Origin of the sequence: Telluribacter roseus (assembly GCF_017355915.2) — a bacterium.
Lineage (GTDB): Bacteria > Bacteroidota > Bacteroidia > Cytophagales > Spirosomataceae > Telluribacter.
In genome coordinates this window covers 255,217-277,160 of the sequence record NZ_JAFEUV020000006.1, presented here as the reverse complement: position 1 = coordinate 277,160, position 21,944 = coordinate 255,217, and the positions used below count along the sequence as shown (strand labels likewise).

The 21,944-nt window shown below is 50.5% G+C and carries 27 protein-coding genes and 1 tRNA gene; 11 read left to right on the top strand and 17 right to left on the bottom strand.

Annotation, left to right across the window (positions count from 1 at the left end; all coding sequences use genetic code 11):
- Positions 1 to 72 precede the first annotated feature (72 nt).
- Positions 73 to 489, bottom strand: coding sequence for a response regulator (locus JTN23_RS13825; protein WP_247235432.1), 417 nt, complete (start codon positions 487 to 489; stop codon positions 73 to 75).
- 249 nt (positions 490 to 738) lie between these two features.
- Between JTN23_RS13825 and JTN23_RS13820 the strand changes: the two genes are divergently transcribed.
- The 4 genes from JTN23_RS13820 to JTN23_RS13805 all read left to right on the top strand — a co-directional run bounded on the left by JTN23_RS13820 (position 739) and on the right by JTN23_RS13805 (position 2,474).
- The gene (locus JTN23_RS13820) at positions 739 to 963 is read left to right on the top strand and encodes a hypothetical protein (protein ID WP_247235431.1); all 225 of its coding nucleotides are present in this window, start codon (positions 739 to 741) and stop codon (positions 961 to 963) included.
- 161 nt (positions 964 to 1,124) lie between these two features.
- Positions 1,125 to 1,355 (top strand): hypothetical protein, encoded by a 231-nt coding sequence (locus tag JTN23_RS13815; RefSeq protein ID WP_247235430.1) that lies wholly within the window; start codon positions 1,125 to 1,127, stop codon positions 1,353 to 1,355.
- A gap of 174 nt (positions 1,356 to 1,529) precedes the next feature.
- Positions 1,530 to 1,760, top strand: coding sequence for a hypothetical protein (locus JTN23_RS13810; RefSeq protein ID WP_247235429.1), 231 nt, complete (start codon positions 1,530 to 1,532; stop codon positions 1,758 to 1,760).
- Between the two features lie 288 nt (positions 1,761 to 2,048).
- A complete protein-coding gene (locus JTN23_RS13805; protein ID WP_247235428.1) occupies positions 2,049 to 2,474 on the top strand; it encodes a response regulator in 426 nt (141 codons plus the stop codon).
- 24 nt (positions 2,475 to 2,498) lie between these two features.
- Here JTN23_RS13805 and JTN23_RS13800 read toward each other — a convergent pair whose 3' ends face one another.
- The 3 genes from JTN23_RS13800 to JTN23_RS13790 all read right to left on the bottom strand — a co-directional run bounded on the left by JTN23_RS13800 (position 2,499) and on the right by JTN23_RS13790 (position 4,051).
- Positions 2,499 to 2,927, bottom strand: a complete 429-nt coding sequence (locus JTN23_RS13800; RefSeq protein ID WP_247235427.1) for a response regulator transcription factor — start codon at positions 2,925 to 2,927, stop codon at positions 2,499 to 2,501.
- 120 nt (positions 2,928 to 3,047) lie between these two features.
- Positions 3,048 to 3,476 (bottom strand): response regulator transcription factor, encoded by a 429-nt coding sequence (locus JTN23_RS13795; protein ID WP_247235426.1) that lies wholly within the window; start codon positions 3,474 to 3,476, stop codon positions 3,048 to 3,050.
- A 490-nt stretch (positions 3,477 to 3,966) separates the two neighbouring features.
- Positions 3,967 to 4,051: transfer RNA gene (locus JTN23_RS13790), tRNA-Ser, on the bottom strand.
- Positions 4,052 to 4,255: 204 nt separating this feature from the next.
- On the opposite strand from JTN23_RS13790, the gene purL reads away from it, so the two are divergent.
- Both purL and JTN23_RS13780 read left to right on the top strand, forming a co-directional pair.
- Entirely contained in the window at positions 4,256 to 6,550 is a 2,295-nt protein-coding gene (gene purL, locus JTN23_RS13785) for a phosphoribosylformylglycinamidine synthase subunit PurL (protein ID WP_247235425.1), read from the top strand.
- Between the two features lie 373 nt (positions 6,551 to 6,923).
- Positions 6,924 to 7,115 (top strand): cold-shock protein, encoded by a 192-nt coding sequence (locus JTN23_RS13780; protein WP_247235424.1) that lies wholly within the window; start codon positions 6,924 to 6,926, stop codon positions 7,113 to 7,115.
- 201 nt (positions 7,116 to 7,316) lie between these two features.
- Here the strand turns inward: JTN23_RS13780 and JTN23_RS13775 are convergent, their stop codons facing one another.
- The 11 genes from JTN23_RS13775 to JTN23_RS13725 all read right to left on the bottom strand — a co-directional run bounded on the left by JTN23_RS13775 (position 7,317) and on the right by JTN23_RS13725 (position 17,042).
- The gene (locus JTN23_RS13775; protein ID WP_247235423.1) at positions 7,317 to 7,964 is read right to left on the bottom strand and encodes a hypothetical protein; all 648 of its coding nucleotides are present in this window, start codon (positions 7,962 to 7,964) and stop codon (positions 7,317 to 7,319) included.
- Between the two features lie 273 nt (positions 7,965 to 8,237).
- Positions 8,238 to 8,597 (bottom strand): YrdB family protein, encoded by a 360-nt coding sequence (locus JTN23_RS13770; protein ID WP_247235422.1) that lies wholly within the window; start codon positions 8,595 to 8,597, stop codon positions 8,238 to 8,240.
- On the bottom strand, positions 8,594 to 9,481 hold the full coding sequence (locus JTN23_RS13765) for an alpha/beta fold hydrolase (protein WP_247235421.1): 888 nt from the start codon (positions 9,479 to 9,481) through the stop codon (positions 8,594 to 8,596). The genes JTN23_RS13770 and JTN23_RS13765 overlap by 4 nt, the downstream gene beginning before the upstream one ends.
- A gap of 227 nt (positions 9,482 to 9,708) precedes the next feature.
- Entirely contained in the window at positions 9,709 to 10,380 is a 672-nt protein-coding gene (locus JTN23_RS13760) for a hypothetical protein (protein WP_247235420.1), read from the bottom strand.
- Positions 10,381 to 10,685: 305 nt separating this feature from the next.
- On the bottom strand, positions 10,686 to 11,564 hold the full coding sequence (locus tag JTN23_RS13755; protein WP_247235419.1) for a manganese catalase family protein: 879 nt from the start codon (positions 11,562 to 11,564) through the stop codon (positions 10,686 to 10,688).
- A gap of 242 nt (positions 11,565 to 11,806) precedes the next feature.
- Positions 11,807 to 12,415 (bottom strand): trimeric intracellular cation channel family protein, encoded by a 609-nt coding sequence (locus JTN23_RS13750; protein ID WP_247235418.1) that lies wholly within the window; start codon positions 12,413 to 12,415, stop codon positions 11,807 to 11,809.
- Positions 12,416 to 12,463: 48 nt separating this feature from the next.
- On the bottom strand, positions 12,464 to 12,928 hold the full coding sequence (locus JTN23_RS13745; RefSeq protein ID WP_247235417.1) for a GNAT family N-acetyltransferase: 465 nt from the start codon (positions 12,926 to 12,928) through the stop codon (positions 12,464 to 12,466).
- Positions 12,929 to 13,047: 119 nt separating this feature from the next.
- Positions 13,048 to 14,154, bottom strand: coding sequence for a hypothetical protein (locus JTN23_RS13740; RefSeq protein ID WP_247235416.1), 1,107 nt, complete (start codon positions 14,152 to 14,154; stop codon positions 13,048 to 13,050).
- Positions 14,155 to 14,294: 140 nt separating this feature from the next.
- Positions 14,295 to 14,780 carry a DUF4188 domain-containing protein gene (locus JTN23_RS13735; protein ID WP_247235415.1) on the bottom strand — a complete coding sequence of 162 codons (486 nt, stop codon included), beginning with the start codon at positions 14,778 to 14,780 and terminating at the stop codon, positions 14,295 to 14,297.
- Positions 14,781 to 14,863: 83 nt separating this feature from the next.
- The gene (locus JTN23_RS13730) at positions 14,864 to 16,480 is read right to left on the bottom strand and encodes a hypothetical protein (RefSeq protein ID WP_247235414.1); all 1,617 of its coding nucleotides are present in this window, start codon (positions 16,478 to 16,480) and stop codon (positions 14,864 to 14,866) included.
- A 289-nt stretch (positions 16,481 to 16,769) separates the two neighbouring features.
- Positions 16,770 to 17,042 (bottom strand): acylphosphatase, encoded by a 273-nt coding sequence (locus tag JTN23_RS13725; RefSeq protein ID WP_247235413.1) that lies wholly within the window; start codon positions 17,040 to 17,042, stop codon positions 16,770 to 16,772.
- Positions 17,043 to 17,448: 406 nt separating this feature from the next.
- Here JTN23_RS13725 and JTN23_RS13720 point away from each other — a divergent pair, with 406 nt between their 5' ends.
- Positions 17,449 to 17,730, top strand: coding sequence for a 2TM domain-containing protein (locus JTN23_RS13720; protein ID WP_247235412.1), 282 nt, complete (start codon positions 17,449 to 17,451; stop codon positions 17,728 to 17,730).
- A gap of 50 nt (positions 17,731 to 17,780) precedes the next feature.
- On the top strand, positions 17,781 to 18,041 hold the full coding sequence (locus JTN23_RS13715) for a 2TM domain-containing protein (protein WP_247235411.1): 261 nt from the start codon (positions 17,781 to 17,783) through the stop codon (positions 18,039 to 18,041).
- A gap of 72 nt (positions 18,042 to 18,113) precedes the next feature.
- On the opposite strand, the gene JTN23_RS13710 is transcribed toward JTN23_RS13715, so the two are convergent.
- Both JTN23_RS13710 and JTN23_RS13705 read right to left on the bottom strand, forming a co-directional pair.
- Positions 18,114 to 18,908, bottom strand: coding sequence for a thymidylate synthase (locus JTN23_RS13710; RefSeq protein WP_247235410.1), 795 nt, complete (start codon positions 18,906 to 18,908; stop codon positions 18,114 to 18,116).
- 97 nt (positions 18,909 to 19,005) lie between these two features.
- Entirely contained in the window at positions 19,006 to 19,434 is a 429-nt protein-coding gene (locus tag JTN23_RS13705; protein ID WP_247235409.1) for an OsmC family protein, read from the bottom strand.
- Positions 19,435 to 19,600: 166 nt separating this feature from the next.
- On the opposite strand from JTN23_RS13705, the gene JTN23_RS13700 reads away from it, so the two are divergent.
- The 3 genes from JTN23_RS13700 (at position 19,601) to JTN23_RS13690 (ending at position 21,885) form a co-directional block, all read left to right on the top strand.
- A complete protein-coding gene (locus JTN23_RS13700) occupies positions 19,601 to 20,398 on the top strand; it encodes an NYN domain-containing protein (protein WP_247235408.1) in 798 nt (265 codons plus the stop codon).
- 48 nt (positions 20,399 to 20,446) lie between these two features.
- A complete protein-coding gene (locus JTN23_RS13695) occupies positions 20,447 to 21,550 on the top strand; it encodes a sialidase family protein (RefSeq protein ID WP_247235407.1) in 1,104 nt (367 codons plus the stop codon).
- An 86-nt stretch (positions 21,551 to 21,636) separates the two neighbouring features.
- Positions 21,637 to 21,885 carry a 4a-hydroxytetrahydrobiopterin dehydratase gene (locus tag JTN23_RS13690; protein ID WP_247235512.1) on the top strand — a complete coding sequence of 83 codons (249 nt, stop codon included), beginning with the start codon at positions 21,637 to 21,639 and terminating at the stop codon, positions 21,883 to 21,885.
- Positions 21,886 to 21,944 lie beyond the last annotated feature (59 nt).

The following is a 21,944-nucleotide window of genomic DNA, read 5'->3' as shown; positions in this document are numbered from 1 at the left end:
GGAGGCAGTAATAAAAACGGGTGGAAGAGACGAAGAAAAGGCAGGAGCGAATATAGTACCGGGCCTCCCCTGCTAGTACAGGCGCTTACGGTGTATCTGGAAATTGCGAAGGTACGACAGGTGTTGCCTGGAGAGGGGCTTCTGAATCAGCTCTACTACGCAGGAGTAACGCGAAGCCCGCTGCTGGTACTGCGGGTCGTCGGATACCGTGATCATACATACACTCGTATTAGGAAAATCATTCTTATAACGGTAGGTAAACCAGTCCAGAAAATCCCATCCGGTCATTTCGGGCATATATATATCCAGCAGAACCAGCTCCGGGGCCGTGCCATTCTTATCTGCAGCGAGTGCCTCAAAGTAATCAACCCCCTCTTTCCCGTTCCGGAGCACGTGGATATTCTTGGCAAAATGGTTAGCAGACAACAATCGCTTCAGTATACCGACGGTATCTTCTTCATCTTCAATGATCAGCAGATTATTTATCATAGTCTAAAGAGGGCATTTATTGGTGTCTATACAAATATCAACAATATTGTTCACAAAGTTACATGCTATTGCCATAGCAACCTACTTCGTAGTACCTAATAATCATATATGCTGGATTTTCGGCTCCAGATATGCCACACCTGGTACAGGTAGACAGTCCGTCGGTATTAATTACTTTACTAACGGAATTATGTTTACTTTTGATTCAACAAAACTGCTATTTTTGTTCTAGTTCTACTTATCTGAGCGATGAAGTTTGTTTCACTAACCGGTACCGTATTTGAGGGCCATACGTCTGAGGAAGTGCTGATGCAAATCAGGAACGACTTCTGCTCCGGAGCCGACATGGAGGTTTTTCTGGACCAGTTTGCCAGCTACCTCCATACCCACTACTGCATCAGCATCAGCTCGCAGGACCCCAACGAAATACTCGAGCAGTTGCTCGACCAGGCTTACCTGCTCAAAATCAACTAGTACGGCCTTCTATTTCTTTGCTTCAATACAAGCACTTGCAGGCAGGAAGTACTCTGCTCCTCCTTTCACTAAAAAATTACAACGATTTAATAAATCAAAGATTTTTTTAAACATATTTAAGCAGGCAACGTTAGTGCTTTGAGAGACAACGGCAGAGACAGATGCGATACCTGACAGCAAACGGAACTATACTATCGGGCTATTCTCCCTGGGATATTCTGGAGGAGTTGAAGAATTCGTCGCCCAGTGATGCACACCTTCCGATGGACCCTTTCCTGGAAGACCTGATGATGCGAATCCAATGGTTTTTTGATAAGGAGATCAAGCGATGCTGTCACCATCAGCTACTTAAGCACATGGAGGAGGCAGGTCTGCTGCTAAGGATTGAGTAGCGTATTGATAATAATTTGAGTATAAGGTTTATATAGTCAAGATTCCCCCGCTGGAGCTACTGGCGGGGGAATTTTATTTTATTAGAAAAAAATTAGAATTTTTTACCAACATATTCTTTCAACAGCGGTTACATACAAGGTCGTAAGTTAGTAGTAATGAAAGACGTAGTGAAGATGAGATACCTAACTGCAAATGGAAAGATCATATCGGGAGCTTCTACACTGGAAGTTCTAAGAGACCTGAAGAACTCGACATTTTATGACGCCAACCGACAATGGGAAAAGTACCTGGATTCCCTGTCGCTTCGGGTATTCCTGTTTTACGGTGAGCAGATTGACCAACGTGATGATAGACGGATTGTTAATCAACTCGAAGAACTGGGCTTTCTGCTGAAGCTGGAGTAAAAGCTCCCAGCCCATACCTGTTTCCTTTAACTAAACAAAAACGGAAAAGAGACGTATACTATCTGCAGTCGTACGACTGCAGACCTTATGTATAGACCTGTAAAAGCTCCGGAACCAGGTGTTCCGGAGCTTTTAATTCGAAGAGGAGAAGCACTGCGTAACCCCTTCACCGGTGTCAACCCGATAGATTATTAAAATAATTTAAAAATAAACCACGCAAATTAGTTGATAGTGTCTACTTTTGTCGCAACCCCGAATGACCTGATAGATTATAAACTTATCCATACCTTGAATACCGTTTGCTACTTCATTGATGATGATTATGATGATCATCATTTTTTTAAATCTGCTATAGCCGCCATTGATCCTGGCATTGAACTGGTTATAGAGAGTAGCGGCACCGCAGCCCTGCAAAGGCTGGAAAATGATGAAAGCTTTACCCCATCCTACATCTTCCTGGACCTGAATCTCCCTCAGCTGAATGGCAAAATAATTCTGGAGAGGCTGAAAGAGGTGCATCGGATCAGAGAGGTACCCATAGTGATCTACTCGACAAGCAACTACCCCGGCGACATCATAGCCTGCCGGGAGTTGGGAGCGGTAGGGTACATAGTAAAGCCCAACGGGTATAATGAAATCGTCCGGATCCTGCGCCAAACCCTGGCTGCTCTTTCTACCAACACCAGTCACTTCTTCACTACTACTGAGGTGTAGCACCGGCGGCTGAGCCTGCATGATCTAGTCTGTTTTCTTCTCAAAGAAGTGCCTCAGGCTCTCATGGGTCTTGTACTTCTCGATGTCCCTGATGAACTGGGGCTTCCGCCAGAAGCTGCCTACCACCGGATACTCCATAGCCCTCCGCTCATCCTCGGGATCGTCGGATACCGTAAGTATACATACTTTGGTCTGGGGAAAGTACCGCCGTAGCTTTTCGGTATACAGATCCAGAAAGAACCAGCCATTCATGATGGGCAGATCCAGGTCGAGCAGGATCAGATCGGGGGCTGGTCCGGCCTGGCCCGTAGCTACCTGTTCCATATACTCAAAGGCCAGCTTTCCGTTCCTGAACTCGGTCACATGCTCAGCAAAATGGGCTCGGTTCATAATCCATCGTAAAAGCGACAAAGTAATATCATCATCTTCTACCAGGTAAAGACTTTTAATCATGCAGGGGGTGGAGTAGGTAAGAGGTATTGTTTTGTCAAAGTTAGACTGGTAATACACCTACCTACCTTTTGACGATAATTACGTATACGTACCTGATTGGATAGTTGCTACTACGGCTATCTATCCGACGGTATTTTTATTGAGCAACTTCAGAAATACCTGTTGTTTTACCTGATCCAGATCAGACAGGAAGCAAGGTTTCTTCAGGAAATAAGTAACAATGGGGTATTGTTTGGCGCGCTGATACTCCTCTTCATCATCAGATGTAGTCAGTATGCATATCTGCGTGTGAGGAAAGTGGTGCTTATACCGCCGGGTATACTCATCCAGAAACTGCCATCCATCCATAACGGGCATATCCAGATCCAGCATGATCAGGTCCGGGGCTAATTCTTCCTGCCCGCTCATAATCTGTTCCAGATAGTCCAAAGCCTGCCTCCCGTGCCTGAGCTCGATGATGTTCTCCGCGAAGCTGTAGCGTAGAATAGTTTTCCGCAGCAGAAGCATGGTAGTTTCATCATCTTCAATCAGAAAGATGTTTTTGACCATAATAGCTGGTGAGAAGGAGTTTTGTGAAGGTAACCACATCGAACTACTCAGCTCTAGTCAGGATCGATCATGGTCAGTGGTACCTTGCAAGGTGCGGTCGGCGATGAGGAAACTAATGTCCTATGGAAAGTCTTAGACTTCTCTATGACAAAGTTACGCTATTGTATATATATATATATCCCTCATAATCAATAAATTATTTCAATTTGTGGCTTTCAAGACGCTGGAGGCTGTTTATTTAAATAAAAATTTCGTCAACTTCTGGAAGGCTGAGCGGGTAAGGGCTTCTGGCCGAATTTAATAAGTACTTATATAGGTACAGGAGGTACTTAAATAGATATTGGGAAAGTACTTGGTTTGGACAATTGGAAGATTGAAAAATCAACACAGATAACGTCACTGATTAAATTCTAAGATATTTATAGAGGAGCCCAGACCTAAGTAATCCGAGAAAAGAAAAAGCCCCAGAACTTGTCGTTCTGAGGCTTTGCAGAGGGAGAGGGATTCGAACCCCCGGTAGGTTGCCCTACAACGGTTTTCAAGACCGCCGCGTTCGACCACTCCGCCATCCCTCTAAGAAGATCTGCTGTGTCGCAAACGTGGTGCAAAATTAAGAAGGAAATCTTTCCAGTCAATAGTTTGCCAGAAATATTTCTCAGAAATTGTCTTGTGTCGAGCTAAAAGCCTAATTTTGCGTGAGTAAAGAGGTCCGAAAAATGGTAGGTACTGTAGCCATTTACTACGTACCACGGACTATGTACCTGTAAACTGAGAAAAAAGTGTCATCTACCGAAGTTCTGGACGGCAATGCCCTCCCCACTGTCGAAACCGCCCGCAAGCTGGGTGTACTCCCCGAAGAGTTTGATCGCATCAAAGAAATACTAGGTCGTGACCCTAACTTCACCGAGTTGAGTATCTTTTCGGTGATGTGGTCGGAGCACTGTTCCTACAAGAACTCCATCGTATGGCTCAAGACCCTCCCCCGCGACAGCGAACGTATGCTCGCCAAAGCCGGAGAAGAAAACGCCGGTCTGGTGGACATCGGCGATGGCCTGGCGTGTAGCTTTAAGATCGAATCACACAACCACCCCTCCGCGCTTGAGCCCTACCAGGGCGCCGCTACGGGCGTAGGTGGTATCAACCGCGATATATTTACCATGGGCGCGCGCCCCATCGCCCAGCTCAACTCCCTGCGCTTCGGTAACCCCAACCTGCCCAAGACCAAGTGGCTGGTAAAGGGTGTGGTGAAGGGCATCGGCGACTACGGCAACGCCTTCGGTATCCCTACCGTAGGTGGCGAGCTGTTCTTCGACGAATCATACAACACCAATCCGCTCGTTAACGCTTTCTCGGCGGGTATTGTAGAGGTAGGTAAGGTAGCCAAGGCTACGTCGTACGGCGTAGGCAACCCCGTATTTATCGTAGGTTCGGCTACGGGTAAGGATGGTATCCACGGCGCTACCTTTGCTTCGGAAGATATCACCGACAAATCCAACGAGAAACTCCCCGCGGTACAGGTAGGTGACCCCTTCATGGAGAAGCTCCTGCTGGAAGCTACGCTGGAAGTAATCGCTACGGGCCACGTGATCGGTATCCAGGATATGGGTGCCGCCGGTATTATCTGCTCTACGTCGGAGATGAGCGCCAAAGGTGAGCACGGTATGATCATCGACCTTGATAAGGTACCTACCCGCCAGCAGAACATGCACGGCTGGGAGATCCTGCTGTCGGAGTCGCAGGAGCGCATGCTGGTAGTAGTAGACAAAGGCAAGGAAGACGTTATAAAAGGCATATTCGATAAGTGGGATCTGCACTGCGTACAGATCGGTGAAGTAATAGCCCCCGGCGATAACGATACGGGTCGTCTGTACTTTTACCAGCACGGCCAGCTGATCGCCGATGTACCCGCGCACGACCTCGTGCTGGGGGGTGGCGCTCCGCAGTACCACCGCGAGTACCGCGAGCCGGCTTACTACCAGGAGTTCAAGAAATTCAGCATCGACAGCGTACCCGATGTAGCGGGCGACGAGCTGTCAGCCGTGGCGAAGCACCTCCTCTCCCACCCCAACATCTGCTCGCGCCGCTGGGTAGCGGAGCAGTACGACTCGATGGTAGGTACGGCTACCCGCACCACCAACGAGCCTTCGGATGCTGCCGTGGTACGTATCCGCGACGCGGCCCGTCCTGACTACGAAAAGTCACTGGCTATGACCGTCGACTGTAACAGCCGCTACGTCAACGCTGACCCATTCATTGGCGCGCAGATCGCCGTGTCGGAAGCCGCCCGTAACCTGAGCTGCGCCGGCGCCGAGCCCCTGGCCGTGACTAACAACCTCAACTTTGGTAACCCTTACGTACCCGAAGTATACTGGCAGTTTGTACAGGCCGTAAAGGGTATGGGCAAGGCCTGTGAGAAATTCGGAACGCCCGTAACGGGTGGTAACGTGAGCTTCTACAACCAGAGCTCCGACGACGGACCGGTATTCCCGACGCCTACCATCGGTATGATCGGTCTGGTGGAGAAGCCCGAGCTGCAGACACCACTGGCTTTCCAGGCCGAAGGTGACCTGATCTATCTGGTAGGTACGCCCAAGAACGACACTGCGTCATCGGAGTACCTGTACAGCTACCGGGGCGTGAAGCAGTCGCCCGCTCCGGCCTTTGATCTGGACGAGGAGTACAGCCTGCAGCAGGCCGTGCGTCAGCTCATCACCTCCGGTGTAGTAGCGTCGGTACACGACTTGTCGGATGGAGGTCTGTTTGTGGCCCTGGCCGAGTCAGCTATGTTCCGTAAGCTGGGATTTGACATCACTACGGACGAAGGCTTCCGCAAAGATGCCTACCTGTTCGGCGAAGCGCAGAGTCGCGTCCTGGTGAGCGTAAAAGCGGATAAGCAGCAGGCATTTGAGCAGCTACTAAGCGGCCTCAACACGGCATTCCGCCAACTGGGTACTGTGACCGGTGAAGGCTTTGTGGTAGATGGTCAGACGCTGATCGGCACCGCCGCCGCCAAAGACCTGTACGACAACTCCCTGGCCAACATCCTGGAGGGGACGCCCGAGGTAGTTCGGTAAGAAGCCTAGTATATCAAGCAAATAAATCGACATAAGCCCTCCCGGAGTTTCGGGATGGCGTAATAAGGAAAGCCTTCCGTAAGTGGTGCGAACTACTACACGGAAGGCTTTCTCGTGTTCAGGGGCTTCATCAAAGCTAATATTCGAACGGAAGAAGTCTGGCAAGAGACTGGTTACCGCCAGTGCCCCTTGTCGCTCAGCCAGCCATCGCTACTCATCCCCAAGACCAGCTTTACAGCTATATTTTGGATTCTTTTAGTGCCTTTGAAGCCTCCTGAGGTACTTTGTAACCAATTCGATGCATTGGGGCAAAAATATAATGAACCTATATACTACCGGGGATGTAGTATCTATGTATTATAACAACAACAACATGAATAACGGAATAGTAAAATTCTTTAATGACCAAAAAGGATTCGGGTTTATTAAGGATGACAAATCAGGTCAGGAGTACTTCGTACACGTTTCTGGACTAGTAGATGAGATCAGAGAAAGTGATGAAGTGTCATTTGACCTTCAGGAAGGAAGAAAAGGACTAAATGCAGTTAATGTTCAGCTAGTTTAGTCTTAGCAACATATATAGCAAACAAAAAAGCCTTACGGAAACGTAGGGCTTTTTTGTTTGCTTATGCAGCTACATTGTCTGTCTCTGTATGCACCTGATTGCTCAGGAAATTCAAGATTGACGGATAGACATTTGTGATGCAATTAATAACGTATTCAGGGAGGAGTTAAAGTAAAGGTGTTAAATAGTAGTGGAAGGCAATTAAAGGTCCAAGTCCTCTTCATTATCTTCATCTTCGAATTCAGAAAAGCTATTGGCAAAGCCAATTCGATTCTGATTATTTTCGCTGATCTGCCTAAGTATCTGGTCGTACTTCACTTCATCTATCACCTTTTCTTCCAGCAGTAGATCAAGCGAGCTCTTTTTATACCGGTAGTTTAATTCCGGATCATGGGGGCGAACCCTTACCTTAATGATCCTATCAACAATTCTGCTGTGCAACTCATTTATAAATTGATCGACGGTAGTAGCATCAGGGCTATTTCTAAGAAGGGCAATCTTCTTCTCACCCCCGTTGATGATGATCAGGGGCTTATTCGAATCCATCCAAGCCATCAGCAGAAGAATCAAAACAAATGCACAGATAGCAGTGAGTAGTACGATATCCGAGGTGTCATTCAAATCTATATCCCTCAGAACCATTCTACCTGTGATTGTTGACAGAAAGAGGAGTGAGCCATATACAAGACTTGCTGACTTATTCCGTATATATGCAACCTCCAGGCCAAGTTCTTCGTATTTAACTTTCAATTCTACGTCGTCGGTAGGAGATATCTGGCGTAGCCAAACACCATCTTCCAGAAGCTTAAAATGTCTTCTGTCCCAGATCCTTCTTTGTTTCAATTCCATTTCATCTAAACTATTGATAGTCGGCAAGACGCAGCTTATAGGTACTAGAGATATCAGAATTTGTGAAGTTAGAGTGTAATTTATCCACAAATGTCAATCTGTTAAAAGTATATATAGCCGGCCCAAGAAAAAGCTGTTCATTCACAAGAGGAGCAACTATTGGGATGCTTAGTCAGTATATAAGCAAAATAGAGGCCGAACTCCAATTTTCCCTGTCGGTGCTACTGAATTTTACTTAGAGCTTGCCTATACATTCTATTTATCCGGGTGGGCTTATTGCCTCAGCAACCACTGTACCCGATCATACGACACCAGGTAGTGTACCAGCAGTAGTCCGGCCAGGACTATACTGTTGCGGAGTTGGCCCAGGTCATAGAGGGCGGCTACCGCCGACCCAAACACAAAGGCCTCGATCAGCAGCCGTACTACGCCCGACACCTGCACGGGCGGGACGCCGGGATCATTGGGTACCCTGAATACGCCCCACAGCGCCGCCAACAGTACCGGCAGCAGCACGACGAGTACATAGCGCATATTGCCTTCGGGCTTTTGCCAGCCCCACATACCTACGGCTACGAGGGCGGCTATCTCGAGTAAAAAGCGTATTCCCAGGTTGATCGGATGCTGGCTCATAGGATTGGGGTCTGAGGGTCTACATTCCACTGATAATCTTTTTCTAAAAAAGCTAGTACGTCCAGAATAGGATTGGAACTATCAGGACCCAGCCAAAGCATGTGTCCCCACTTATTTTTGTAGGTGTACAGCCTGGAATCCTTGATGAGCTTGTGTGCGTGGTAAGCGTGCTCCACACGTACTGCGGCGTCGTTGAGGCTGTGCAGAATCAGCGTAGGCACTTTGACTTCAGCTACTGTGCCTGCCTCTATGGTCTGGTCCAGGTCATTCATGAAGCCCGAGTACGAACGTAGCTTACTAACTACCCCGTACAGCTCGGCTACCTCTTCCATAGAGATGGTGGCACCCTTGACACTGGAGAACTCCGCAAACATGGTTTTGGCCATGAGGCGGGGAAACAGACTGTATAATCCCCGAAACAAGCCCCAGCTGTACCTTTCCAGAGCCGGACTAAACAGCATCTTTCCCTTACGGTAACTGGGGTGATCAGGAGTGAGCCACTCCTTTGTTACCGCCGAGACCAGCACCAGGGCGGATACCCGGCCCGGGTAGTGGGCAGCCAGTTCCAGAGCCGCAGGCCCTCCGGCCGATATGCCTACCACCACCACCTGGTCTATATCCAGTTCATCCAGCAGAGCCATAAACAGGTCGGCCGTAGAGCGGGGTGTTGTACTGGCGAGTAGGGGCGTGTGGCCGTAGCCCGGCCGCGAAGGCGTGATCAGGTAGTACCTGCCGGGGTCAAAGCCCTTATGGAAGAGGGTTTCGTGGCAGTTGCCCTGACCGCCGTGGATAAAGAGTACCGGTACTCCATATCCATGGGGGCCCTGCCCATAGGTACTTACTTCTACCGTGCCCCGGGGGGTATGCACTAGTTCACACTTCATAACGTATCATAGCTAATAGATACTCAAAGCTACAGCCGACTTCAGAGAGTAGCCAGTGGATATAGACCAAGTGGAAAAATAACGGTATGAAGGAGACGATCGAAATGATGAACCCCAACCGGTTAGCTTCGGGAAAGAGAAAAAAAGGGGCTGCCTATGGCAGCCCCTCACGCATATACGATTGTGGTTCCGGCTACGAATGAAGTCGCTACCAGCACCTCCGGTTCTTAGATAGACTTTCCTCTTCTGTAGTAGTAGGGGCTGTTCTGGCTGGCCATCCGCATCATATCATCCACCAGGGTAGCCGGTGTACTTTTGATGTCGCCATTCAGCCGGTTGCTGTAGTCCCACACCATGCGGCCCGTCTGCTTATCGAATATCTGCAGGTTCACTGCGGTTTTGTTGGTGGGGCCTCTCATTCCTCTCGGGGCACCTACTCCCGCTTTCCACACGGCCAGGCCCAGGTTCTGAGCCTGGGCATCGGTCATGACTTTCTTGACCAGGTAGTTGGATACCAGTATGGCGTCCACCCCCAGGACATCACACATCTGAGAGGGAGTAAGGGGCTGGTCATCGAAGTACCCGGCTGCCTCCAGTCGATCATTGGTTTCCTGTAATTTCTGGATAGAGACAAAAATGCGGTTCTCGATCTTTCCTTTCAGCATCCAGCTATACATGCGCTGCTGAAAGTTCAGGGACTCTTTCTGCTGCAGCTCCCGGATGGTCCCGTTGTTTACTTTTTTTATGCCGTTGATAGCCACTTCCGGCGGAATGATGGCGATTACCCGATGCCCGGCTACCTGCGCATACACCTCTGTATTCTGAATTCTTTTTGTGCACCCGCCTGCCAGTAGCACAGCACATACCAAAACAGATAGGGAGAGTAGTTGTTTTTTCATCATTGAAAGAGTTAAATAGAAGGTTTATTATGGTTAAAAAGAGTAATTCAGAGGTGTTGTCGGGCTCGGCGCCTGCTGTGCTGCATCAGGCACTACACTAGCCATAGGTTTTAAAGGTAACAAAGCCCATCCGCAGATAAATCTATTTATTAACAGGCGGTTAAAAAACTATAATCTTGAAATTTCGCCATTCAGTACAAAAAGAAGTAACCATAATACAACCGCCAAAAGGGCCGGTATATAACAAAACGGGGGGAGGCAACCCTGTGGTCGCCTCCCCCCGTTTCAGTCTAATCAGGACCCTCCTAGCTCAGAGTCTCCTTTATCTTATTCATGATACCATCGCCGGCGCCATCCATCATCTGCTCCTTCTGGGCAAATCCGCGCGGATCGGGTGCTCCCAGATCAGGGATGTCGCCGTGCGGCTGCGCATGTACAAACGTAAACTCACCCTTGCCATCAATGGACCGGCCGCGGGTCCAGCGGCCCAGCGGTGGCTCGGTACGCTCGATGTTGGTCGAGATAAACTGGTAACTAAACTGGGTATGCTCCTCAGCCTGCGGGAAGCTGTTCGGGATCGGGTGGTTGTTTTCCAGGCCGCCCAGTTCTTCCAATACCGCCAGCCACTGGTTCTGGTGCATGGTATCGCGGGCAATCAGGAAAGCCAGCATGTCTTTCATACCCTTATCGTCGGTTGCTTCCCATAGCCTCGTAGCCAGCACCCGTCCGCTCGACTCGGCCATCACGTTGGCGTGCATATCAGCGGCCAGGTTGCCCGTACCTACTACCCAGGAGCCGTTGAAGGGTACTCCGTTGCTGTCAACGGCCATAGCAGCCATACCCGACGACAGTACATGACGCGGATCCATACCGCCCAGGATGCTATTTACAATGGGGTTTTCGCCCGCAACCTTATCTTTCAGCTCACTAGTGGCACCTTCCAGATTGAGAGCTACCGCCGTAGCCAGCATTTCAATATGAGCCATTTCCTCGGTTCCGGTCTCCAGCAGCATATCCCGGTACTTTACGGGTCCTCGTGAGCCCCAGGCCTGAAACAGATACTGGAGGCATACTCTGATCTCTCCCTCGATTCCACCGATAGCCTGCTGAAGCAGTTTCGCAAATGCCGGATTGGGCTTGTCTACACGTACCTTGTACTGCAACTTCTTGTCATGGTAAAACATACTGAAATTGTTTAAGTGTGGAAAAACTGGTTACATGGCAAGAACTTGAGTACCAGCAAGTTGTTTTGAATAATGTAAAAAATAGAGTTACATACTTATATACGCTCGCTGATTAACAACCAGTTACAAATATTAAATAATTATTATGCGTCTATACAGATACATTTTCAGTTTGCAACTGATCACAGGTGCGATCTATACTACTGCCGCACCTCGCTCGTAAAAAGAGAATGGATAGGTACTTATCGGAAAAACCGGGGGATGCTCCAGTGGTATCGCACCGCCAGGATACGGATCAGGATAATAACGGCCGAAGCCAGGATAAAAGCAGTGTTGCGCTCAGCACCGAGAGAGTCGAGCAGCAGGTAACTAACCGCCCCCGCCAGGCAAGCCGTAGCATATACCTCCTTCTGGTAGATGATAGGGATGTCGTTGCTCATGGTATCACGGATCACCCCTCCCATCACGGCCGAAAACACACCCATAATGGCGGCTATCTCGGGCTGCACGCCCAGGTTCAGGGCCTTCTCGGTACCTACAATGGTGAAGAGGGCGATCCCGAAGGTGTCAAACAGGAACAGGGTGCGGCGCAACCGGAGCAACTGCTTATAGAAGATAAATGTAGCCAGTACGCCCAGCAGGATGGCGTATACAATGGTAATATCACTGATCCAGACCAGCGGGTAGCTGCCTAGCAGTACGTCGCGCACGGTACCGCCCCCGATAGAGGTAACAAAAGCCGTAAAGGTAGCCGCAAACCAGTCCTGATGCTCCTTATCCCGTACCGCCAGCGCCCCCGATATGGCAAACGCAAACGTACCGACAATTTCGAGGATGTATTGGATGTTCATAGGACAGGGTATCTAACGGGCAGCAACAGCCGCAGTTTTTTGGCGAAGTTAGGAAAGTAGGTCCAAATGTAGCTTCATTCCCTCGTGCGTCGCCTCAAAACCCAGCTTCTCGTAGAATCGAACGGCATCCGGCCGCTGCTTGTCGGTAGTCAGCTGGAGCACATGCGCCTCCCGCTCCCGGGCTCTCCGGATAGCCCACTCAAATACCTGCTGTCCGATGCCTTCCCCCCGCACATCTTCCCGCACTCTGACGGCTTCAATCTGAGCCCTTATGCCGCCCCGGTACGTCAGGTAGGGTATAAAGCTCAGCTGTAAGGTAGCTATGATCTCCCCCACTCTGTCCTCCACTACGATTAGCTCCTGATTGGTATCCAGGTTGATCCGCTCGAAGGCCTGGTAGTATGAATCGGGCAGCGGGTCCCGGTACTCTTCCCTCAGTTGCCCGAGCTTATCGTTGGCCAGGAGCTGAACGATAAGGGGTACATCTTCTTTGACTGCTTTCCTGAATTTCATGGGGGCTGGCTGTTTCTACTACTACGCTCCTGCGGCTCTACCACCAGCGGAGCCATTAAGCAGTAGTAGTGGCTGGGTCTGTATGGGGACCAATGTAAAAAAATAGTCTGAAAGGGCTCCTACTCCTCATCCAGATGATTTTGAATATAGTTTCTGGCCCCCTCTAGGTAGAATTGGGGCTTTCGCTTGCCAAAGAATACCTCGTACCGCTTCATCTTTTCGGCGATGCGATGTTCGTCGGGGCTGCCGTAGTCTACCACTACGATCCGGGCATCCTTCCGGACCATCCGGGCCAGTAGCTGGCGCATCTCGAAGTCGGCCTGCGGCAGCGAGTAGCCAATGAATACAATCCGGCTGGCCTCCGATAGCTCGATGCCCGCGGCCTGCCACACCAGCTTGTACTGCGGGTTGGAGAAGTTCTTCAGGAAGGTGGGCATGATCAGGTTGGAGATCAGCTTGTGGGAGCTCTGCACGCCAAACTGCGTGTCGCAGTACCGGCAGTTGACGGGCGTTACGTACTGCCCGATGGCGATGCGGTTATGGAAGTCGACGTAGAGCCGGAGGCACTTGGGGCACTGCAGCCAGTTGAGTGAGCCGTGCAGCTTCAGGAGCTTGACGCTAAACCCGCCCAGTCCCAGCATTTCCAGCCCTGGCATCACCGACTGGTCGTTGGACTCAAACGAACTGAAATGGCAGCAGTAGTCTACCACTGCCTCGCCGGGGTAGTGCGCACTGATCTGGGATTTGATGGAGTCGTCCAGGAGTGTATCCCAGTTGGTACTGATCACGCTGACGGGGTCCAGGTTGGCATACCGATGCCCCCGCCGGGTGGACGACTTGTCGGTGATGTACTTCGCAAACTGGTCGATGTAGTCTTTCTGAGAGCTGCGCAGGGTACATTCGAGCGTCTTACCGATCAGGTAGTAGATCAGGTCGCGGGCTTTCAGCGTCTCTTTCACGCTCAGATTCCGGAACGACACATTGTCGGCTATACAGCGGTCCAGCGGGGTAAAGATATCTTCCAGGGGTACACTGTCGTGCAACTTCTGGGGTACCAGCAGGATATTGGTCAGAAAGGACCGGAACTTCTTTACGCTGCCGTCCTCAAACTCCCCGGGATTATCACGATCTATTTCAAATATTTGCTTTACCAGCTCCTCCTGCGCGGGTGCCGAGGCCTCTTTCGAAAAGCCTGCCCCTAACACATATACGGTCTTATCAGTCATCATCAATCACTAGTCAGTGGTGTGGATAGAGGTAGCGGTACTACCTTCCTGCCTCAACAAACTAGTTTGGACGTATAAGGGTTATGGGGGTATAGTAGTTTGACAGCTTCTGCTACTCCTTTAGTACCGTCTTGAAGATACTATTCTGCCTTATCCTTCTTAAGAACTCTACCTGCGGCGGTCTCACTTCTTCCTGAAACCGGCACTAGATTTCCTACTTTGCCCAGCCCATATACAGGCATATTATTATAAATACATTCGTACTCACCGGCCTCTACCTTGAAGGTTTCGTGCCAGATGCCCACGTCGCCGTTGCTCCTGACATTCTGGTTAAAAGCCTTCCAGGCCGGATAATGCTGCCCCGTACGATCTTTGGCATACGCCTCCAGCTGCTCAAAAGATCTCCAGTACTGAACTATGACCGGAGGTACACCCCCGTACATCTGAAAGCCGAGAAATCCGCTCTCCGGTTTTTGCGATAGCTCTTTGAGCATTTTGGGCATAGCCATAGCTACCGGTACCCATTTGTGAAACTTCCAGAAGCGGTTGATACGCATGCCAATCAGGAAGACAACAAAGCTCCCTTCGATCTGTACCGTCATGCGCTGATTGATAGTTTTGGACATAGCAGTAGTATGGTTAGTAGTTGAATTATCCAAAACAGATGACACCAGGCAGGTTGCCTTACAAGTGATAATCCAGGTACCTCTTACCCTTTCCTTACCTTCTCGTCTGCCTGCTTCAGGAGCCCTTCCAGTTGTTCTTTTACTTCTGTTTCCTTTTGAATATCTTTCATTTTTTGGGCGCTTTGCAGCTTTCCCTGTAAAGACTGAATACGGTTGGGAGCCATTTTGAGCGATGTTTCAAATTGCCTGTAAGCTTCCTGCGGGCGATCTGCGGCTAACAGGAACTCACCGTACACCTCATGCATGGGTTTGAATATACCCGGTGGCCCGTACAAATACCCTTCGCCCTGAGCAGTGGCCTTTTGCAGCCAGCTATCTGCCGCCTTCATATCATTATTCGCCCAGGCCTGCAGGCCCATCAACTCCATCTTGACCGCATCAGCCTCCCTGATATCCAACTCAGACGGAATACTTTCAACAAAACGTGATACCCCACATACAGGAATACCCGTGTTGGAATTCCTAAGCAAAGTTGCCTTTGCCAGATCCGACTCCAGTGCCTGTATCACACGGGCCAGAGCGGATTTATCTCTTTGTTTGAACGCTTTTGTCCCTTCCAGGAGGTAACTGGCCGTACGGGTACCAAGCGTCAGACCTTTTGTATCCACACCCAGCGCCGCCAGATCACCCTCCCAGTCCCCGGTTTCAAAAAGATAGTGTCCCTTCATCTGTATCAGATGGTGACGGGCCAGAGCTGAGGGTACCTCGCTGGTATAAGCGATCTGATTCTCCAGCAGCTGCCGTGCGCGGTAATGTCGCCCCTGCTGTAGATAGCCATATTCCAGCCACAGATGCGCATGGTAACTCAATGCGTCATTAGAAAGCTTGCGTTTAGTCTTTCGGTCTACACTGGCCTGCCAGGATACTTCGTTGGCACGAACCACATCATCCCACATCCCCAGAGCCAGGTATATGTGGGAGGGCATATGTAGCGCATGACCGGCATAGCTCGCTACTTTATCATACTTGTTAGCCGCAGCCAGGGCCTTTCTGGCGTGATCCGGATGATCTTCCGAATGTATATAGTAGTGGAGTGCTCCGGGATGATCAGGAGCTTTGTTCAGGATAGCCTTAGATATGGCGGCGGCTTTTTCGTTGACGCTCTCCCACTTACTCCAGTCCTCTTTCATACCGAGCAAAGAAAGGGCATAGAAAGCGGCTGTCTCTATATTCCCGGGGTATCGCTTATAGACCTTTTCCATATAGGCGGCGTGCGATTGATCCCGATCGGGCTTGGAGCCCTCGCCATAGAGGATTTCAATGGCAGCCAGGAAATCCTTTTCCATGGGTGTGCGGGCTTTGCCTGCCCGCTCTGCCGGGGTACTTCCTAACTTTTGCAGAGTGGCACGGGCTTTCTCAATATTCACATCGCCCCAGACGGGATGGTTGTACGTCATGGCTTCACCCCAGTACGCCATCACAAAGCTGGGGTCCACCTTTTGAGCTTCAGCAAAGGCTGCCGCGGCATCCGTATATTCAAAATTATGCAGGAGTAACAGTCCTTGCTTAAAATGAGGCATGGCTGACTCTGAGCCCGCTACATCCAGCGTCAGGCTTCCTGTTTCGCCGCTTTTGGTGCGTTGGGGTTGAGTGCAGGTAGTAAGTACACATATACCTATGAGTAGTATAGGGATTTTCATAGCAGCGCCTGTTATATGTGAATGAGAGAATGGCGTAAAATACCAGAGCAAACCTTTGAAGAAGGTACTTGAAGTGCATGACCAACAGAAGCTAGTATTTATACAGGTTTAAGGCCTACACTTGAATAGGTAAACCACCTGCGCCTACAAACAATACCCGCCTATTGATCAACAAGTTAGCTTTATTATCCCTATATTCCTAGGAAGTCTTACTGAAAATATACTACTACAAGCTGCTGTTCATGAAGTTTTAAGATTGTTCAAACAGAAAAACCGGCAGAGGAAGCCCCTACCGCCTGAGCTCAAAATCCCTGAATCCCTGCACCTCACCATCCTCTACCTCCACATGATCCACACGGGCGAGCATGGGGCCTTTGTGGCACCAGTATAGAAACTGCTCCAGTGCTTCCTCTTTTCCCTCGACTTCAATATAGACTTGTCCATTGGGCTGGTTTATGACAAAACCTTTCAGACCCAGCTCCTGTGCTTTCTCTTCGGTACTGGCTCTGAACCAAACGCCTTGCACATGTCCCTGAACCGTGATGTTGAGATGTTTTTTCATGCGCGAATACTGATTTATGATACCCTCAATCATTGTGCTGTACTGCTATATACGAATGTTCAACGACACTTACTACTCATTCACCCGCTTTACAGGATGTACTGGTCCCCGTTGATGATGAAGATCCTCTACCTATATACCATTTGTGTCGGTCTTTGTTTGATCAGTCTGCACTGGTCAGGGGTAGCCGGTACTGAAAGCCGGAATCCATACAGATGCTACTCCTGACCGCTTGGAAGCAGATTCATTCCGGCCTTTAGGTAGGTTTATCCTGGAAAAAAGGGAATTGGTCAGATTACGGTGGCCTGCGGGTAGCGACGGATACTATCTTTGAATCAGCAAATTACACGAAGAATTCGTAAATTAACTGACCAAACACACGTCTAACACTATACCCTACGTACCTATGGAACCCAATCGCAACGACCAGCTTTGGAAAATAGCCCAAAAACGGGCTGGCTTCAAGATCCACCTGCGCACTTACCTGATCGTCATCACCGGCCTTTGGTTGCTGTACCTGATTATGTACCTGCAGGAGTGGGGCAACAACCTGCACCCCTGGCCGATATGGCCCACGCTGGGCTGGGGCATTGGCCTCACAACGCATTATTTCTCGGTGTATAGGGCCGGAGACGAAAGAAGCATGACCGAGCGCGAGTACGAAAAACTGGTACGCAACGGCCAGTAAGTACCTGCCGCCCCCCCCAATTATGTACCCTATCACCTGAACCAATCGCTATGGAGACTAAAAACGAAAGACTCTGGAGACTCGCTAAACTGCGGATCAAGTTCAAGAACAACCTGATCGCCTACTGCATCGTCAATCCTTTCCTGATCGGCATCTGGTACTTCAGCAGCGGCGGGGACAACTTCTTCTGGCCGGGCTTTCCGCTCTTCTTCTGGGGGATTGGGCTGGCATTCGAAGGCTACAATGCCTACTACAGCAAGGGGGACCTGGTGGAGCGGGAATACCAGAAACTACTCAGAGAACAACGCTGATCATCTATACATACACCAACACAAAGGGCTGACAAATGTATGTCAGCCCTTATTGGTTAGCTAGGATCGGTTCTACACCGCCACCGGTGCCTTGATACCCGGCCACGGATCATAGTTCTCGAGGGTGAAGTCTTCGTATTTGAAATCAAAGATGCTCTGCACGCTGGGGTTGAGCTTCAGGGTCGGCAGCGGACGAGGCTCCCGGGTCAGCTGCAGGTTGACCTGCTCAAGGTGGTTGAGGTAGATGTGGGTATCACCGCCGGTCCAGATAAAGTCGCCCAGCAGAAGGCCGCACTCGTGCGCGATCATCATGGTCAGCAGCGCGTAGCTGGCTATGTTGAAGGGTACGCCCAGGAATACATCAGCACTGCGCTGGTACAACTGACACGACAGCTTACCGTTGGCTACGTAGAACTGGAACAGCGCATGACAGGGCTGCAGGGCCATAAAGGGCAGGTCGGCCGGATTCCAGGCTGAAACAAGGATCCGGCGCGAATCCGGATTTTTCTTCAGCTGGTCCAGTACATCCTTCATCTGGTCGATGGTAGCGCCATCGGGGCCCATCCAGCTGCGCCACTGCTTGCCGTATACGGGTCCGAGGTTACCGTCTTCGTCGGCCCATTCGTCCCAGATGCTTACGCCGTTTTCCTTGAGGTACTTGATGTTGGTATCTCCCTTCAGAAACCACAGCAACTCGTGGATCACCGACTTCATGTGTACTTTCTTGGTCGTGACCAGCGGAAATCCTTTCTGCAGATCAAAGCGCATCTGGTAACCAAATACACTGAGGGTACCCGTACCGGTACGGTCCGTTTTGCGGTCGCCGTTTTCCAGAATGTGACGTAGTAGATCGTGGTATTGTTGCATGGGGTTATTCGGGTATTGTGGTACTTACAAAACATGACAGCACCGCGCGCCTGACGTTTCGACAGGTGACACAGCTATATAAAGGTACTTGGCAGGATCAGGCCTCCTCAATGGTTACCTGATGGCCGATCTCTACCGTATTTTCAAACTGAGCGGTTGCGGAGCAGTACTTCTCCATGGATAGCTTCACCGCCCGGGCCACCTTGGCCTCATCCAGCCCGATGCCCTTCAGCTTGAAGTGCAGGTTCATGGTACGGTAGGGCTTGCGCTCGGTATCGGCCTCTTTTTCCCGGTCTCCTTCGGCTACTATACGGAAGTCGGTGATTTGCTGCCGCTGCTTTTTCAGAATCATCACGATATCAATGGCGCTGCAGCTGGCGAGCCCCATCAGCAGGAGCTCCATGGGCCTTACTCCGGCGTTGTGGCCGCCTATTTCGGGCGAGCCATCAATATGTACAATGGCATCGGATGAGCCGGTAGATTCAAAATGAAACGCGTCGTCTACGCGTACGAGTTCAACTTTCATGAGTCAGTAACAAAGTTTATACGGGACTAAACGAGGGCATTCGGTCCCATTCTTAGTAAGTACAAAAGTCCGATTACTTTCTGTAAGTTCAAATACATCTTACTCAATAGTACGCGGCACAGTTATTTTAAGTACTAACAAAAAATAACCATTTTCATTACACTTCATGATAACTACTGACCGAGACCTGCGCCTGGCAGTTCTGATTGATGCTGACAACGTCCCCTACTCTACTCTTCAGGAGATGCTGGAAGAAATTGCCCGCTATGGCACCCCTACCTTTAAGCGTATTTATGGCGACTGGACCAACCCCCGCCTGGTGGGCTGGAAAGCAGTACTGCTGGAAAACGCTATTACCCCCGTGCAGCAGTACAGCTACACCTCCGGCAAGAACGCCACCGACTCGGCCATGATCATCGACGCCATGGATATCCTGTACACGGGCCGGGTGGATGGCTTCTGTATCGTATCCAGCGACAGTGATTTTACCCGGCTGGCTATCCGGCTGCGCGAGGCCGGCATGAAGGTATTCGGAATGGGTGAGCAGAAAACCCCCGTCTCCTTTACGTCCGCCTGCGACCGGTTTATCTACATTGAGATTCTTCGTCGCAACCGCGATGCGGAGTCCGGCGGAAACGAGCAGGACGAACCGGCCGAACCCAATGAACAAGTGGATGCCAAGGCCAAGCCAGCCTCCCGGCGCAAAACGCCCAAGAGCGATCCGTCGGATAAGAAGCTGCGGAACCTGATTTCGAGCAGTATCAACGACCTGGCCGACGAGGATGGGTGGGTGTTCCTGGGGGACCTGGGCAATCTGCTGATCAAGAAGCGTCCCAGCTTCGACTCCCGCAGCTACGGCTTCTCCAAGCTGCTCCCTCTGATCAAGAGCATAGGTGCCTTTGAGATAGATGAGCGCGAAACCGGCAAGTCAAATATTCGCCACGTATACGTTAGAAATAAGTAGATTTAGGGCAAAAGCTTCCTTCACTTACTAACCTAACGTATACTGCTTATGAAGAAATCACTCATTCCTCTACTCGTTGGCGGACTTACTTTTGTCATGGCTTTGCAAAGCTACGGACAGTCACACGGACAATCAGGCCCCGAACAGCCGGCCTCCGGAGAGCCTGCCTCCGGACAGGCAGTCCAGTGGAAAAAGGTAAGTCAGGAAATGATCTTTACCAATCCTCCCTTCAAGGAATGTCACGCTTCGACGATTGAAGAGGTACGCCCCGGTGAGCTGGTTGCTGCCTGGTTTGGCGGTCCGCACGAGGGACACAAGGAGGTGGGTATCTGGCTGGCTACCCAGAAGGGGGGCAAATGGAGCCAGCCCAAACTCATGGCTGAAGGTATCATGAACGCCAACCTGCGCTACCCCTGCTGGAACCCGGTACTGTTCAAGGCCCGAGAGGGTAAGCTGTTCCTGTTTTATAAAGTAGGTCCTTCGCCGCGGGAGTGGTGGGGCATGGTCATGAGCTCCGACGACAACGGCAGTACCTGGTCGAAGCCTGAGCGCCTGCCCGACGGCATACTCGGCCCGATCAAGAACAAGCCCGTACAGCTCGCCAACGGCGATATACTTAGCCCAACCAGTACCGAAACCAAAGAGGCATGGCGGGTACACCTGGAGCGCTCGTCCGACCTGGGCAAGACCTGGCAGCTGGTACTGGTAGACCCCACTACAACACTCGATGCCATTCAGCCCAGTATCCTGACCTACGCCAACAACCGCCTGCAGATCCTCTGCCGCAGCAAGCACGACCGGATCGTAGAGGCCTGGTCAGAAGACGGAGGTAAAACCTGGGGGGAGCTTAAAAAGACGGAAGTACTGAATCCTAACTCCGGTACCGACGCCGTTACACTCCGTGATGGTACCCAGGTACTGGTGTACAACCCAACTACCCGGGGCAAGGAGTGGGATAAGGGACGTCAGAAACTCCACGTAGCTACCTCGCGCGATGGCCGCACCTGGACCGATATAGCCGTACTGGAAGACAAGGAAAAGGGCGAGTACAGCTACCCGGCGGTGATCCAGTCGCAGGACGGCAAAGTACACATTACCTACACCTGGGAGCGGAAGAACGTTAACCACGTGGTACTGGAGATGAGCAAATAGCCGGCATAAAACATCCGGCTACTTTTCGACGTTGAATAGTAATAAACAACTATTCATCAACACTAAAACCTATGGATCAGGCAGTCATGTGGATCGAACAAGACAACAAACTCAAGCGGAGCTTTGAGTTTGAGGATTTCAGAGAGGCCTTTGCTTTTATGAGCCGGGTAGCCGAAGTGGCCGAACAGATGAATCACCACCCCTGGTGGTCCAATGTGTACAACAAGGTGGATATTGAACTAAGTACCCACGATGCCGGTAATACCGTAACCGAAAAGGACCAGCAACTGGCCGAGGCCATCGACACGATTTACGATGATTTTGATGATCTGTAAGCCTTAAAACTTACAACAAAAGACCCGCTTTACACATTGTAGAGCGGGTCTTTTGTTAT